The 13262-nt window shown below is 72.1% G+C and carries 13 protein-coding genes and 1 pseudogene; 1 reads left to right on the top strand and 13 read right to left on the bottom strand.

The genetic code is table 11. From position 1 onward, the window contains the following. Window positions 1-307: 307 nt before the first annotated feature. From DDQ41_RS23765 to rpsB, 5 genes are all read right to left on the bottom strand, one after another. The gene (locus DDQ41_RS23765) at window positions 308-1420 is read right to left on the bottom strand and encodes a phosphatidate cytidylyltransferase (RefSeq protein WP_109296290.1); all 1113 of its coding nucleotides are present in this window, start codon (window positions 1418-1420) and stop codon (window positions 308-310) included. After that, window positions 1420-1977, bottom strand: a complete 558-nt coding sequence (gene frr / locus DDQ41_RS23760) for a ribosome recycling factor (RefSeq protein WP_026165253.1) — start codon at window positions 1975-1977, stop codon at window positions 1420-1422. The genes DDQ41_RS23765 and frr overlap by 1 nt, the downstream gene beginning before the upstream one ends. A 183-nt stretch (window positions 1978-2160) precedes the next feature. Further along, complete coding sequence (gene pyrH / locus DDQ41_RS23755) at window positions 2161-2943, bottom strand: UMP kinase (protein ID WP_037734681.1); 783 nt, start codon at window positions 2941-2943, stop codon at window positions 2161-2163. A gap of 158 nt (window positions 2944-3101) precedes the next feature. Beyond that, a complete protein-coding gene (gene tsf / locus DDQ41_RS23750; protein WP_109296289.1) occupies window positions 3102-3938 on the bottom strand; it encodes a translation elongation factor Ts in 837 nt (278 codons plus the stop codon). 102 nt (window positions 3939-4040) lie between these two features. After that, on the bottom strand, window positions 4041-4943 hold the full coding sequence (rpsB, locus tag DDQ41_RS23745; RefSeq protein ID WP_109296288.1) for a 30S ribosomal protein S2: 903 nt from the start codon (window positions 4941-4943) through the stop codon (window positions 4041-4043). 219 nt (window positions 4944-5162) lie between these two features. Here rpsB and DDQ41_RS32650 point away from each other — a divergent pair. Further along, window positions 5163-5594 (top strand): annotated as a pseudogene (locus DDQ41_RS32650) (peptidoglycan DD-metalloendopeptidase family protein); the annotation flags it as partial. 905 nt (window positions 5595-6499) lie between these two features. Here DDQ41_RS32650 and DDQ41_RS23735 read toward each other — a convergent pair. The 8 genes from DDQ41_RS23735 to lepB form a co-directional block, all read right to left on the bottom strand. After that, window positions 6500-7060, bottom strand: a complete 561-nt coding sequence (locus tag DDQ41_RS23735; RefSeq protein ID WP_109296287.1) for a TetR/AcrR family transcriptional regulator — start codon at window positions 7058-7060, stop codon at window positions 6500-6502. Window positions 7061-7192: 132 nt separating this feature from the next. Next, on the bottom strand, window positions 7193-8029 hold the full coding sequence (whiG, locus tag DDQ41_RS23730; RefSeq protein WP_026281956.1) for an RNA polymerase sigma factor WhiG: 837 nt from the start codon (window positions 8027-8029) through the stop codon (window positions 7193-7195). 255 nt (window positions 8030-8284) lie between these two features. Continuing rightward, window positions 8285-9454: a DNA-processing protein DprA gene (dprA, locus tag DDQ41_RS23725; RefSeq protein WP_109296286.1), complete on the bottom strand. Its 1170-nt coding sequence runs from the start codon at window positions 9452-9454 to the stop codon at window positions 8285-8287. A gap of 49 nt (window positions 9455-9503) precedes the next feature. Further along, window positions 9504-11129, bottom strand: coding sequence for a YifB family Mg chelatase-like AAA ATPase (locus DDQ41_RS23720; RefSeq protein ID WP_109296285.1), 1626 nt, complete (start codon window positions 11127-11129; stop codon window positions 9504-9506). Beyond that, window positions 11129-11509 (bottom strand): YraN family protein, encoded by a 381-nt coding sequence (locus DDQ41_RS23715; protein WP_109296284.1) that lies wholly within the window; start codon window positions 11507-11509, stop codon window positions 11129-11131. Before DDQ41_RS23715 ends, DDQ41_RS23720 begins: the two co-directional genes overlap by 1 nt. Window positions 11510-11613: 104 nt before the next feature. Next, the gene (locus DDQ41_RS23710; RefSeq protein WP_017947641.1) at window positions 11614-11922 is read right to left on the bottom strand and encodes a DUF2469 domain-containing protein; all 309 of its coding nucleotides are present in this window, start codon (window positions 11920-11922) and stop codon (window positions 11614-11616) included. A gap of 56 nt (window positions 11923-11978) precedes the next feature. After that, complete coding sequence (locus DDQ41_RS23705; protein ID WP_109296283.1) at window positions 11979-12512, bottom strand: NUDIX hydrolase; 534 nt, start codon at window positions 12510-12512, stop codon at window positions 11979-11981. Further along, window positions 12505-13248 (bottom strand): signal peptidase I, encoded by a 744-nt coding sequence (gene lepB, locus DDQ41_RS23700; protein ID WP_109296282.1) that lies wholly within the window; start codon window positions 13246-13248, stop codon window positions 12505-12507. The genes DDQ41_RS23705 and lepB overlap by 8 nt, the downstream gene beginning before the upstream one ends. Window positions 13249-13262 lie beyond the last annotated feature (14 nt).

Here is a 13262-nt window from a genome sequence, read left to right as displayed (position 1 = left end):
GGTAGCGCTGCGGGCGGCGCCGTACGGGGAGAGGCCCGAGCGGCCGGTCGGCGTCGGGCGGCCGCCGTCCTCCCCGAGGGCGGCCGGGCCCGAGGTCCGGACACGCCCCGCCGACGGGACCGGGCTCCGGCCCTGTCCGGCCCCGTCCGGCCCTGCCGAGAAGCGGCTCCGGCACCTCGGCCGATCCGGCCGCTCACCGGGACGCAGGCCCGCGCTGCCGGCCTGCCCGGCATCGAACCGGAACCGGCATGGTCCGTTCCCGGCCCGGACGGCGCTCACGCCGCGTCCGGGCCGGTGATCCCCGGGATCAGCCGGCGCCGACGAACACCACGAACAGCAGCCACACCACCGGCGCCGTGGGCAGCAGCGAGTCGAGCCGGTCCATGATGCCCCCGTGGCCGGGCAGCAGGGTGCCCATGTCCTTGATGCCCAGGTCCCGCTTGATCATCGACTCACCGAGGTCGCCCAGGGTCGCGCTGACCGCGACCGCGAGGCCGAGGACCAGGCCCTGCCACCAGGTGCCGCCGTCGATCAGGAGCGGCATGCAGACGGCGCCCGCCCCCATGCCGAACGCCACGGCGCCCAGCAGTCCCTCACGGGTCTTACCGGGGCTGATCCGCGGCGCCAGTTTGTGCCTGCCGAAACGCCAGCCGATCGCGTACGCGCCGGTATCGCTCACCACGGTCAGCAGGAGGAACGTGAAGACCCGCTGCGGGCCGTCCTCCGCGGTGAGCATCATGGCGACGAACGTGGCCAGGAACGGCACGTAGAACGTCGCGAAGAGCCCGGCCGTGACGTCCTTGAGGTAGCCCTCGGGTGGTTCGGTCATCCGCCAGACCAGCACCGCCAGGGCGGTGAAGGCGGTGGCGACCCACGCGCCCTCGGCACCCCGGACGTATCCGGCCACGACCATCGCCGCGCCACCCACCGCGAGCGGCACCAGGGGCGCCCTGATGCCCTTGCGTTCCTGGAGGCGGGAGGTGAGTTCCCACAGCCCGACGACCACGGCGACGGCGACCACGCCCACGAACACGGACTTGACGACGAACAGCGCCGCGACGATCACCGCACCGAGCCCGACGCCGACCCCTATCGCAGCACGGAGATCACGGCCTGCGCGCTTCTTCTGCGGCGGCTGCGGCTCCGGCGGCTGGGGGGCCGCAGGCGGCGGAGGGCTGGGCATGGGCTCCTGCGGCATCTCGTCGCGGGCCGGGGGGCCGCTCGGCCGAGCGGCCCCCCGGTCACGGTCATCGCGGTGTGCGGCGTCTCTCCCTGCGTCGGGATCACCCGGCACGATGGGCATGGGCCGAGTCTGCTGGGCAACAGGCTCATCGTATGCGGGACCCGCCGAGGCAGCCCCCTGGTCGGGCGGGCCCCAGTAGCCGATGCGCGTCGGGGCCCCCCAGGAAGAGTCGTTCATCAGACCTCGAGCAGCTCGGCTTCCTTGTGCTTGAGCAGCTCGTCCACCTGCGCGACGTACTTCGCGGTGGTGTCGTCGAGCTCCTTCTCCGCACGGCGGCCCTCGTCCTCGCCGACCTCGCCGTCCTTGATCAGCTTGTCGATGGCCTCCTTGGCCTTGCGGCGCACGGAGCGGATCGAGATGCGGGAGTCCTCGGCCTTGCCCTTGGCGACCTTGATGAACTCGCGGCGGCGCTCCTCGGTGAGCTCGGGAAACACCACCCGGATGATGTTTCCGTCGTTGCTGGGGTTGACGCCCAGGTCGGAGTCGCGGATCGCCTGCTCGATGTTGCGCAGAGCGCTCTTGTCGAACGGGGTCACCACGGCCATGCGCGGCTCCGGCACCGAGAACGAGGCCAGCTGGTTGATCGGCGTCAGCGCACCGTAGTAGTCGGCCACGATCTTGTTGAACATCGCCGGGTGCGCACGCCCGGTGCGGATCGCGGCGAAGTCCTCCTTGGCGACCACGACGGCCTTCTCCATCTTCTCCTCGGCCTCGAGGAGGGTCTCTTCGATCACCACTTGCTCCTGCGTGTCTTGGTAGTCCCGGCGTGTACGAGCGACGACGCCCCGGCCCGGCCCCCTGGTGCGGGTCCGCGGCCCGGTCCGTGCCACGCGCACGACGCCTGCGAAAGTTGGCGGCGCCCCTGCACGGTGTCCGACCGGCAGGGCTTTGTCCATCCCGGGGCGGTGCCCGGGGAGTCAGGCCCGGGTGCCCTGGTCGCTCACGAGCGTGCCGATCTTCTCACCCCGGACGGCCCGAGCGATATTGCCCGCGGCGAGCAGTTCGAAGACGAGGATCGGCAGGGCGTTGTCGCGGCAGAGGGTGATGGCGGTGGCGTCAGCGACCTTGAGGTCGCGGGCGAGCACCTCCCCGTACTCCAGCGCGTCGAACTTCACCGCGTCCGGGTTGGCCTTGGGGTCCGAGTCGTAGACGCCGTCGACCCCGTTCTTGCCCATGAGCAGCGCCTCGGCGTCGATCTCCAGGGCGCGCTGGGCGGCAGTGGTGTCGGTGGAGAAGTACGGCATGCCCATACCGGCGCCGAAGATGACGACGCGCCCCTTCTCGAGGTGGCGCACCGCCCGCAGCGGAATATACGGCTCCGCGACCTGGCCCATGGTGATGGCGGTCTGGACGCGGGAGTCGATCCCCTCCTTCTCCAGGAAGTCCTGGAGGGCGAGGCAGTTCATGACCGTGCCGAGCATGCCCATGTAGTCGGAGCGCGCCCGGTCCATGCCGCGCACCTGCAGCTCGGCTCCGCGGAAGAAGTTGCCGCCGCCGATGACCACCGCGATCTGCGCGCCGTCGCGGACGACCGCGGCGATCTCCCTCGCGATGGCATGGACGACGTCGGGGTCGACGCCCAGGCCGGTGCCGCCGGAGAAGGCCTCTCCTGACAGCTTCAGCATGAAACGGCCGGCTTTCGTGCCGGTGCGGTCGCTCTTGTCGTCGGCGGCCGGATTGGCGTCCGCGCCCTTGTTCATGGAGATCTCCTCGTGCACATACGAAGAAGGCCATCGCCGGTGGGTGCTGGTGTCCCTGCGGCAATGGCCTCCTCGTCAGATCTGCGGTCGTCCGGTGTCACGCGGCCGACGACTGCGGGAGAACCCTATCGGGCTCCCGTGTCGATCGCTCCACCGGCTCAGATGCCGACCTTGATGCGCGAGAAGCGCTTCAGGGCGACACCGGCCTCGTCCAGGATCTGCTGGACGGACTTCTTGTTGTCCAGCGCGTACGGCTGGCCCAGGAGGGTGGCGTCCTTGAAGAAGCCGTTGAGGCGACCCTCGACGATCTTCGGCAGGGCGGCCTCGGGCTTGCCCTCGGCGCGGGTGGTCTCCTCGGCGACGCGGCGCTCGGACTCGACGACCTCGGCCGGGACGTCCTCACGGGACAGGTACTTCGGCGCGAAGGCGGCGATGTGCTGGGCAACGCCCTTGGCGACCTCGGCGTTCGGCTTGTCGAGCTCGACGAGGACACCGATCTGCGGGGGCAGGTCGGGCATCGTGCGGTGCATGTACGCGGTCACGTAGGCACCGGAGAACTGGGCGAAGCGGTCCAGGACGATCTTCTCGCCGAGGTTGGCGTTGGCCTCGTCGACATAGGCCTGCACGGTCTTGCCGGGCTCGATCTCGGAGGCGAGCAGAGCCTCGGTGTCGGCCGGGCCGGTGGCGGCGATGTGGCCGGCGAGCGCGCCCGCGACGGCCTGGAACTTCTCGCCCTTGGCGACGAAGTCCGTCTCGCACTTCAGCTCGACGATGACACCGGAGGTGTTGTCGTCGGCGATGAGGGAGACCACGGCGCCGTTCTCGGCGGAGCGGCCCTCACGCTTGGCGACGCCCTTCTGGCCCTTGATGCGCAGGGCCTCGACGGCCTTGTCGACGCTGCCGTCGGCCTCGTCGAGCGCCTTCTTGCAGTCCATCATGCCCGCGCCGGTGAGCTCGCGGAGCTTCTTAACGTCAGCGGCGGTGTAGTTCGCCATGTCTGTGAATCTCTCTGAAGTCGAAGAGCTGAGGTCGAACGGTCTACGGGCCGGCGGCGGGGGCTTCATGGGCCCCCGCCGCCGGCTACCGGAACCTGGGCGTCAGGCCTTGTCGGCGTCCGCGGCCGGAGCCTCGGCAGCGGCCGGAGCCTCGGCAGCGGCCTCGGCCGGCTTCTCGGCCTCGGCCGGCTTCTCGGTCTCGGCGGCCGGGGTCTCGTCGGCCTTCTTCTCGCCCTCGAGCAGGTCGCGCTCCCACTCGGCCAGCGGCTCGCCGGCGGCCTTGTCACCCGGCTTCGAGTCACCGGTCGCGACGCCGGAGCGGGCGATGAGGCCCTCGGCGACGGCGTCGGCGATCACTCGGGTGAGCAGGGTGACGGAGCGGATCGCGTCGTCGTTGCCCGGGATCTTGTAGTCGACCTCGTCCGGGTCGCAGTTGGTGTCGAGGATCGCGACGACCGGGATGTGGAGCTTGCGCGCCTCACCGACGGCGATGTGCTCCTTCTTGGTGTCGACGATCCAGACGGCGCTGGGCACCTTCTGCATCTCGCGGATGCCACCGAGGGTCTTCTCCAGCTTGGCCTTCTCGCGCGAGAGGACCAGGAGCTCCTTCTTGGTGAGACCGGAGGCGGCCACGTCCTCGAAGTCGATCGCCTCGAGTTCCTTCAGACGCTGAAGGCGCTTGTAGACGGTGGAGAAGTTGGTGAGCATGCCGCCGAGCCAGCGCTGGTTCACGTAGGGCATGCCGACGCGGGTCGCCTGCTCGGCGATGGCCTCCTGCGCCTGCTTCTTCGTGCCGACGAACATGATGGAGCCGCCGTGTGCGACGGTCTCCTTGACGAACTCGTAGGCGCGGTCGATGTACGACAGCGACTGGAGCAGGTCGATGATGTAGATGCCGTTGCGCTCGGTGAAGATGAATCGCTTCATCTTCGGGTTCCAGCGACGGGTCTGGTGACCGAAGTGGACGCCGCTCTCCAGCAGCTCCCGCATCGTGACGACGGCCATGGCCGTATCTCCTTGAGTTTTCCCGGTTGTGTCCTGACGCCCCGGCGCGCCGTGCCGCAAGGGACCGAGAGGCGCGGCCACCGACCGAGAATGAGGGTGGTGGCGGGGCGTGCGAAGTCGACCCGGGTGACCCGGATCGCCAGAAGAAGTGTACGGGACCGCCGGGGTGCCGGGTGACGGCGATGTCCACAACCGGTCGGTAGTCCACAGATCCCGACCATGATCAGCGCAGCGACGGCCGGATGCGGGACCGTCGGCGTCATGGATCTCGGACGACGAGTCGTGACAACGGCGCTGGCAGCGATGCTGCTGGTGCTGGTCTCGCCGGTGGCCGCCCGGGCGGCGGTCTGGCCGGTGGGCCCACCCCGCCCCTCGGTGGTGCGGGGCTGGGAACCGCCGCCGTCCCCGTACGGGCGGGGCCACCGCGGGGTGGACCTGGCGGCGCCCCCGGGCACCGAGGTGCGTGCCGCGGCGCCGGGCCGGGTGGCCTTCGCCGGGCCGGTGGCGGGGCGCGGAGTGCTGTCGATCGAACTCGCGGGCACGGGCGAACCGCCGCTGCGGACGACCTACGAGCCGGTGCGCCCGCTGGTCCGCCCGGGCGCCCTGGTGGCCGAGGGGCAGGTCGTGGCGGTGGTGGCGGAGGGTTCGTCGCACTGTCCGACGGGCTGTCTGCACTGGGGGCTCCTGCGCGGGGAGGAGTACCTCGACCCACTGGCCCTCCTGCCCGCGTCGGCCCTGCGCCGCGGCCCGTCCCGGCTGCTTCCGGTCTTCGGCGTGCCCGGGCCGTCGACGGACCCGGGGGGAGCCCCGCCGGGGTTCGCCGAGGCATCGGCGGCTCCGTCCCGGGCGGGTGCGGACGCGGTCCAGGCCCTGCTGCTCGCGGTGGCGGCGATCGCCTCCCGCGGGGCGTCTCGCACCGCCGGCGGCGGCCTGACCCGCAGAAGGAGGCAGGGGGAGGGACGGAAAGACAGGAGGGAGGGGCAGAAAGCAGTGGAAGGCGACAGAAGGGCGCGGAAGGGAAGGGGGAGGAGAGATGGAGTGGGAAAGGACCGGAGGAGGACGGGGAGGGAGGACGGAGATGGGGAAGGGGAGCGAGGGGAGCGGAAGGTGCCCCTGGGGGCCTGGGCGGATTCAGCCACGCTGCGGAACCAGGCAGGGGCTGTGGCGCAGGGGCGGGAGCGGCACGGGAGCGGGCACGGCTCGGGTGGAGGCGGGAACGGCACGGGTGGGAGACGGGAACGGCACGGGAGCGGAAACGGGAACGGCACGGGTGGGAGACGGGAACGGCACGGGAGCGGAAACGGCACGGCGCGCCCCGGTCACAGCGCCCGGTCACCGCGTGCGACCGGAGCAGCGCCGGTCACCGCACGGGACGGCAGCAGCGCAGTCCGGCACGGCGCCGGTGCGGAGGCATCGGCGGGACGCATGGGCCGGGGCACGGGCTCGGTGCGGGGAGCCGCAGGCACGATGTGTGCTTGGGGCGGGCGGGGCACACACAGCCGTCGCGACCGGGACCCGCTCAGGACAGGCCCGGGCCGGCATCGGCGGGTGCGGGTTCAGGCGCCCAGAACCCCGCGGAGCGCCATCGAGACCGCTGCCTCCGCGATAACGGGCGGGTCCTCCGCGGCGCCCAGCTCGATACGGCGCACCGCGGCGTCCACGACCCCCTGGAGGAGCATGGCCGCGAGTCGGGGCTGCTGGTGACCCAGTTCCCCGAGTGCCTCCACGATCATGGCGATCAGCGCGCCGTGCGCGGCGCGGATCTTCTCCCTGGCGCCGTCGTCAAGCTCGCTCGCCGAGATCGCGACGACGGCCCGGTGACGGCGGTCACCGACGAGTTCCAGCTGACGGCGCACATAGGCCTCGACCTTGCCTTCGGCGGAGGTGGAGGCCGCCATGGCGGCCTCCACCTCCGCCGCCCAGACCGGGAAGTCGACGGCGCACAGCTCTTCGACCACCGCGGCGCGGGAACGGAAGTACTCGTAGACGGATGATCTGGCCAGGCCCGTGCGCTCGGCGAGGGCAGGGAAGGTGAGAGCCTCCGTCCCCCCCTCGGACAGCAGGGAACGTGCGGCGTCCAGCAGAGCCGCGCGCTGCATGGTCCGGTGCTCGGCCACGGAGGCCGCTCGAATCCTTGGCACGGAACCACTTTACGGCGAGGAAGGTGCGCACGGGCGGGGCAGTGCCGGATCGTCCCGGCACTGCCCCCGGCTCGCCGACGGGAGCGGTACCGGCGGGCGGCGTCGGACTCACCGGGCGACGTCGGCCAGCTTGGCCCTGAGCTGCAGCACGGACTTGGTGTGGATCTGGCTGACCCGGCTCTCGGTGACGCCCAGGACGTTGCCGATCTCGGCCAGGGTCAGGCCTTCGTAGTAGTAGAGGGTGACGACGGTCTTCTCCCGGTCGGGGAGGGTGTTGATGGCTCGGGCGAGAAGGCGCCGCAGCTCGCGGTCCTCGGCCACCTCCACGGGGTTGTCCGCGGCGGTGTCCTCCAGGGTGTCCATGAGGCTCAGCCGATCACCGCCCTCACCCCCGACATGGAGCAGCTCCTCCAGGGCGACGACGTTCGCCAGGGACAACTGGCTGAAGACGGAGTGCAGTTCTTCGAGGGAGATGCCCATCTCGGCGGCCACCTCGCTCTCGGAGGGGGTACGCCGCAGTTGAGCCTCGAGCGTGGCGTACGCGCGCTCGACGTTCCGGGCCTTCTGCCGCACGGAGCGCGGGATCCAGTCCAGGGCCCGCAACTCGTCGATCATGGCGCCCCGGATGCGGGTGATCGCATATGTCTCGAACTTGATCGAACGTTCGATGTCGAACTTCTCGATCGCGTCGATGAGTCCGAAGACTCCGGAGGAGACGAAGTCGGCCTGCTCGACGTTGGACGGCAGCCCGACGCTCACCCGGCCCGCGACGTACTTCACCAGCGGTGAGTAGTGAAGGATCAGCTGCTCCCGCAACCGCTCGTCACCGGTGGCCTTGTACGACCGCCACAGCTCTTCGAGCGACGAGGGCGCGGGCGGTCGCACGGAACCCCGGGCAGCGGGGGGAACTGCCGCGTGGTCAGACCCGGAGGTGTGCTGGGGCATGCGTTGCCTTTGAGCCGTTCTGCCGTGGAGCGTGATGGGACGGGTTGTCTGGGCCGGTGGCCGGGTGGTGAACCTGGTGAGCGTAGCGTGACTGGCGGATGGCGGTGCGCGAACGGCGGCGGATCGCGCCTCGGTGAGTGTGTACCTTCGGCCGCATCTTCGAACGGGGTCCGGGGCAGCGGGCAGCGGCCCCCGGGGTGTCGCGGAGGCGCGGCCGGGGCCATCGGGCTCACCTTGTCACCCGAATGCCCCGGGTCAAGCATCGCCTCGCCGTGCGTTCGATCCGGTTGTGGCGCCCGTGGCCAACTGCCAGCGGTCACCACGGCGTTCGACAAAGCCGAGGGAGTGCAGTTCGTACAGCCTCGCGAGCGCCTCGTCGGGCGTGCTGCCGGCTCGGGCGGCGACCTCCCGGCCGTCGAGGGCGCCGCGGGCCGGGAGGACCTCCAGAACCCGTGCGCACCCGGGTGCGAGGAGATCTCTCGGGAGCACCGGTCCACGGCGTTCCGGGGCGAGTTCCCCGATGTCACCGACCAGTTCCACCACTTCGTCGGCGTCGGTCACCAGCACCGCCCCGTTGCGCAGCAGTTCATGCACTCCCGAGGAGAGCCCGCTGGTCACCGGCCCGGGAACGCCCATGGTGAAGCGGCCCAGGCGATCCGCGGCGCGCGCGGTGGACAGGGAACCGCTCCGGTACTCGGCCTCCACGACGACGGCGCCCCGGGACAGGGCGGCGATGACCCGGTTGCGCAGCACGAACCGGCTGCGGGTGGGATGGCTGCCGGGCGGCAACTCCGCGACGACCAGTCCCTGTTCGGCCACGCGGCGGACCAACTCGGCATGCCCCCGGGGGTAGACGGTGTCCACCCCGCAGGCCAGCACGGCGACCGTCGCGCCGCCCGCGGACAGGGCGCCCCTGTGGGCTGCGGCGTCGATCCCGTACGCCGCGCCGGAGACGACGACCCAGCCGCGCTCGGCGAGGCCCGAGGCGAGTCTGCCGGACACATGCGCGCCGTATGGGGTGCAGGCTCGGGCGCCCACCACCGCGACCGAGCGCAGAGCCCATATCCGCAGGTCGGCGCGTCCACGCACCCAGAGCCCGACCGGCCTTGCGTCTCCGAGGTCGTCCAGCTGGCCGGGCCACTCCGGATCCCCCGGGCAGACGAAGCGGCCACCCAGTTCGGCCACCCGCTCCAGATCGCGCTCCGGGCGGGCCGCCCCTGCCCGGGTCCGGTAGCCCTGCATCCTCATCTGCCCGGCACCCGGGAGGGCGTCCTCGGTCCGGGCGGGCACGGTGAGGCGGGTCAGCAGTTCCACCGGGCCGTATCGGCGCAGCCATCCGCCCGCCCGTTCATCACCCGGTTCGACGACCCTCGTCAACGCCGCACGCGCCCTCCGCTCCTCCTCACCCGCGCCGGCGGCGGTCATGGCCGGACTCCCTTCGCCGGGACCGGGGGCCCGGCGGCCCGCCCGGCGCTCATCGCTCGGTTCCGAAACCCGCCGGGACACCGCGGGCGATACCCGTGCGCAGTTGCAGCGCCAGGTCGACATCGCGCGCGTGGGGCCGGTCGCGGCCCGCTAGGTCGGCGACCGTCCAGGCGACCCGGAGCACGCGGTCCATGCCCCGGGCCGTGAGCAGTCCCCGCTCCATGTCCCGCTCCGCCGCTGCCAGTGCGCCGGGCGCGGTGTGCCAGCGGGTGCGCAGCTCGTGGCCGGGCACCTCGCTGTTGGCGTGCCAAGGGGTGCCGGACAGCCGTGCGGCCGCCCGGTCGCGCGCCTCCCCGACCCGCGCGGCGACGGCGGCGGACGGCTCCCCGCGGACGCCCCGGCCCAGCAGCTCGGCCCGGCTGACGGGCTCCACCTCGACCCGCAGGTCGACCCGGTCGAGCAGCGGGCCGGAGAGCCGCGCCTGGTACCGCCGGATCAGCGAGGCGGGGCAGTCGCATCCCATGCCGTGCAGGGTGTGGCGCCCGCAGGGGCAGGGGTTGGCCGCCAGCACCAGGAGGAACCGAGCGGGAAGCCTGACCACGCCCGCGCTGCGCGCGACGACCACGTGACCCGACTCGATCGGCTGGCGGAGGGCGTCGAGCACCTTGCCGGAGAACTCCGGGGCCTCGTCCAGGAAGAGGACGCCCCGGTGGGCCAGCGAGACCGCTCCGGGCCTCGGCATGCCCTGTCCGCCGCCCACGAGGGACTGCATCGTCGCCGAATGGTGCGGGGCGCAGTAGGGCGGCGTGCGCACCAGGGGTTCGCCGGGCGGCAGGGTGCCCGCGACCGAGTGGACGGTGGTGACCTCCAGGGACTCCTTGCGGGTGAGTGGCGGGAGCACGGACGGAAGCCGCTCGGCGAGCATCGTCTTGCCCGCGCCCGGAGGGCCCTGGAGCAGCAGGTGGTGCCTCCCTGCCGCGGCGACCTCGAGCGCGGTCCGCGCCCCGTGCTGACCGGCGACGTCCGCCAGGTCGGGAAGGGGGCCCCCGGCCCGTCCCGGGTCGGTGGCGAGTCCCGTGCCCAGCCCGGCGCCCGGCACCACCAGCCCCGCGAGCATGGCGCCGGGCCGGCCGTCGCCTTCGGGCTCCTCCCGCGGCACCGGCTCGTCGTTCAGTACCGCGATCAGCTGGCGGAGGCTGCGCACGCCGAGGACCGAGACGCCGGGTACGAGCGAGGCCTCGCCGGCGGTCCGCTCGGGCACGACGACCTGCTGGTATCCCGCCTCGGCCGCGGCGAGGACCGCGGGCAGGACTCCCCGCACCGGCCGCACTCGGCCGTCCAGACCCAGCTCGCCGAGGAGCACGAGATCCGCGATCGCGCCGGGATCGATGCGCTCCGCGGCGGCCAGGACCGCGCACGCGACAGCCAGGTCGAACCCGCTGCCGCCCTTGGGCACGGACGCCGGGCTGAGCCCGACCGTGAGCTTCTTCTGCGGCCACTCGGCGCCGGAGTTGACGACGGCCGCCCGGACCCGGTCGCGGCTCTCCACGAGGCTCTTGTCCGGAAGCCCGACCAGGGCGAAGGCCGCGACCCCTGGTTCGAGGTCCGCCTGGACCTCCACGACCACGCCCTCGACGCCCACCAGGGCCACGGAGCAGGTGCGGGCGAATCCCATCAGGCCACCCCCGTCACGTGCTCGACCCGGGGAGCGCCCCGCCGGGGAAGCAGCACCGCCACGAGATCGATCCGCACCCCGCCCCGGGGCGGTGGCCCCTCATGGGATTCCAGCCAGCATGCGGCCAGGTGTCTGAGGCGGTCCGCCTTGGCCGTGGTGATCGCGGCCATCGGATGCTCGAAGGGCGCCCGCCCCGCCGGACCGCCCCTGCGCGTCTTGACCTCGCACACGACCACCGTGTCGCCGTCCCGGGCGACGATGTCGATCTCGCCGGCCCGTCCGCATCGCCAGTTCCTGGCGAGCACGGACATCCCGCTCGCTGCCAGCCGCCGGGCCGCCAGCTCCTCGCCGTACCGCCCCAGTGCCCCCGTCGCGTTCATCTCGGCACCACCTCCGGCACCGACTCTGACGCGAGCGGCCCCAGCGGGTGGATCTTGGTGGACAACCGCCTCGCTGTGGAAAACCGCGCCACCCGTTCGGATGGTCAGCCCTGGGGAAGCTCCAGATCGCTCTTGTTCAGCTCCTCGATGTTCACGTCCTTGAACGTGAGCACCCGGACCTGCTTCACGAACCTGGCGGGCCGGTACATGTCCCACACCCAGGCGTCTGCCATGGAGACCTCGAAGAAGACCTCACCCTGCACCGAGTGCACCTGCATCTCGTAGTCATTGGTGAGGTAGAAGCGACGCTCGGTCTCGATCACGTACTTGAACAGGCCGACGACGTCGCGGTACTCCCGGTAGAGCTTCAGCTCCATCTCGGTCTCGTACTTCTCGAGGTCCTCGGCGCTCATGGCATGTTCCCCTTCAGCCGTGCGTCCCCCCCTATTGTGCGCCGGCCCCCGCGTCCTCAGGCGACTTCCCGGGCCAGGACCACAGGCGCACTCGGAGGCCCCTCGTCGAGCAGCGTACGCAGCAGCTCGGCGAGCCTGGTCGGGTACACCGTCTCACGGGCCGCGGACAGTTCGGAGCAGGTCCACCACCTCAGCCCGGCGACACTGCGCCGCTCCAGCCGGGTCAGCCCCGTCATGCTGGTCGCCGTCTGCCGGGTACGCGCCAGGTAGTACCACTCGTCCTGGTTCCAGCGGCGGCCGTCGAACGGGAAGGAGCACTGCCGCTGCCAGACCACCGGCCCCAGTTCGGCTGCGGTGATCCCCGTCTCCTCGGCCAGTTCGCGCAGCGCTGCCCGTTCCCGGGACTCCGTGCCCTCGACCCCGCCACCGGGTGTGAACCACCAGTCGCGGTCCGGGTCGTCCGGCTCGAAGCCGTGCAGCAGCAGCACGCGGTCGTCGGGATCGAGCAGGATCACCCGGGAGACCCGGCGCAGCGCGGGTCCGTCCGCGGCCGTCCCGGGTGCCCCGGGGCCCCCGGGTTCCTCAGGCATCGGCGGCCGCCCCGCTCCGCCCGGTGGCCCGCCGCCGTGCGGCGAGCCCGGCGAGCGGTCCCCAGGCTGCGCCGCCGAGGATCAGCACGGCACCGAGCAGCACCGACACCAGAACCGGCCGGATGGGCCCCGGCTCGGAGACTCCTCCCGGCAGTGCGGCGAAGCTCCGCGGCCGTTCCAGGAATCCGCCGGGAGGCCAGGCGACGGCGTCCAGCCGGGCGCTGACGGATCCCGCCGGCACCGTGCCCCGGCCGGCCTCCTGAAGGTGGGACCGGGAGTCCACGGAGTTCCTGCGCTCGTCGCCGAGGAGGAAGAGCTTCCCCTCGGGCACCGAGACGGTGAAGCCGATCGGTGAAGCGGGCCCGTCGCCGCGCAGGTACGGTTCCTCGACGGCCCTGCCGTTGACGGTCAGCCGGCCGTCGGTGCCGCAGCAGGCGATCTCGTCCCCGCCGGTCCCGACCACGCGCTTCACCATCGGGGCGTCGCCCCACACGCGGTCGGTGAAGACGACGACGTCCCCGCGCCGGACCTCGGAGCCGTCGATCCGCTGCGCGAGCACCCGGTCCCCAGGCGCCACGGTCGGGGACATCGAGTCCGTCGGCACCGTGTACGGCTGGTAGAGCAGCGCCCCCCAGACGAAGCCGCCGAGGAAGAGCACACAGCCGACGGCGACGGCGAGCCCCGACAGCACACCGCCGAGGCGGCGGCCGCGGTCCGTACGTCCTGTTCCGCTCATCGCAGCGCTCCCCT

Origin of the sequence: Streptomyces spongiicola (assembly GCF_003122365.1) — a bacterium.
GTDB lineage: Bacteria > Actinomycetota > Actinomycetes > Streptomycetales > Streptomycetaceae > Streptomyces > Streptomyces spongiicola.
This window is presented reverse-complemented; position numbering and strand designations above follow the sequence as displayed.

Bases quoted from the DNA above. Each gene is read 5' to 3' on its own strand.
- DDQ41_RS23765 (WP_109296290.1), bottom strand. From the start codon at position 1,420: ATGAACGACTCTTCCTGGGGGGCCCCGACGCGCATCGGCTACTGGGGC.
- pyrH (WP_037734681.1), bottom strand. From the start codon at position 2,943: ATGAACAAGGGCGCGGACGCCAATCCGGCCGCCGACGACAAGAGCGAC.
- tsf (WP_109296289.1), bottom strand. From the start codon at position 3,938: ATGGCGAACTACACCGCCGCTGACGTTAAGAAGCTCCGCGAGCTCACC.
- rpsB (WP_109296288.1), bottom strand. From the start codon at position 4,943: ATGGCCGTCGTCACGATGCGGGAGCTGCTGGAGAGCGGCGTCCACTTC.
- whiG (WP_026281956.1), bottom strand. From the start codon at position 8,029: ATGCCCCAGCACACCTCCGGGTCTGACCACGCGGCAGTTCCCCCCGCT.
- dprA (WP_109296286.1), bottom strand. From the start codon at position 9,454: ATGACCGCCGCCGGCGCGGGTGAGGAGGAGCGGAGGGCGCGTGCGGCG.
- DDQ41_RS23720 (WP_109296285.1), bottom strand. From the start codon at position 11,129: ATGGGATTCGCCCGCACCTGCTCCGTGGCCCTGGTGGGCGTCGAGGGC.
- DDQ41_RS23715 (WP_109296284.1), bottom strand. From the start codon at position 11,509: ATGAACGCGACGGGGGCACTGGGGCGGTACGGCGAGGAGCTGGCGGCC.
- DDQ41_RS23710 (WP_017947641.1), bottom strand. From the start codon at position 11,922: ATGAGCGCCGAGGACCTCGAGAAGTACGAGACCGAGATGGAGCTGAAG.
- DDQ41_RS23705 (WP_109296283.1), bottom strand. From the start codon at position 12,512: ATGCCTGAGGAACCCGGGGGCCCCGGGGCACCCGGGACGGCCGCGGAC.
- lepB (WP_109296282.1), bottom strand. From the start codon at position 13,248: ATGAGCGGAACAGGACGTACGGACCGCGGCCGCCGCCTCGGCGGTGTG.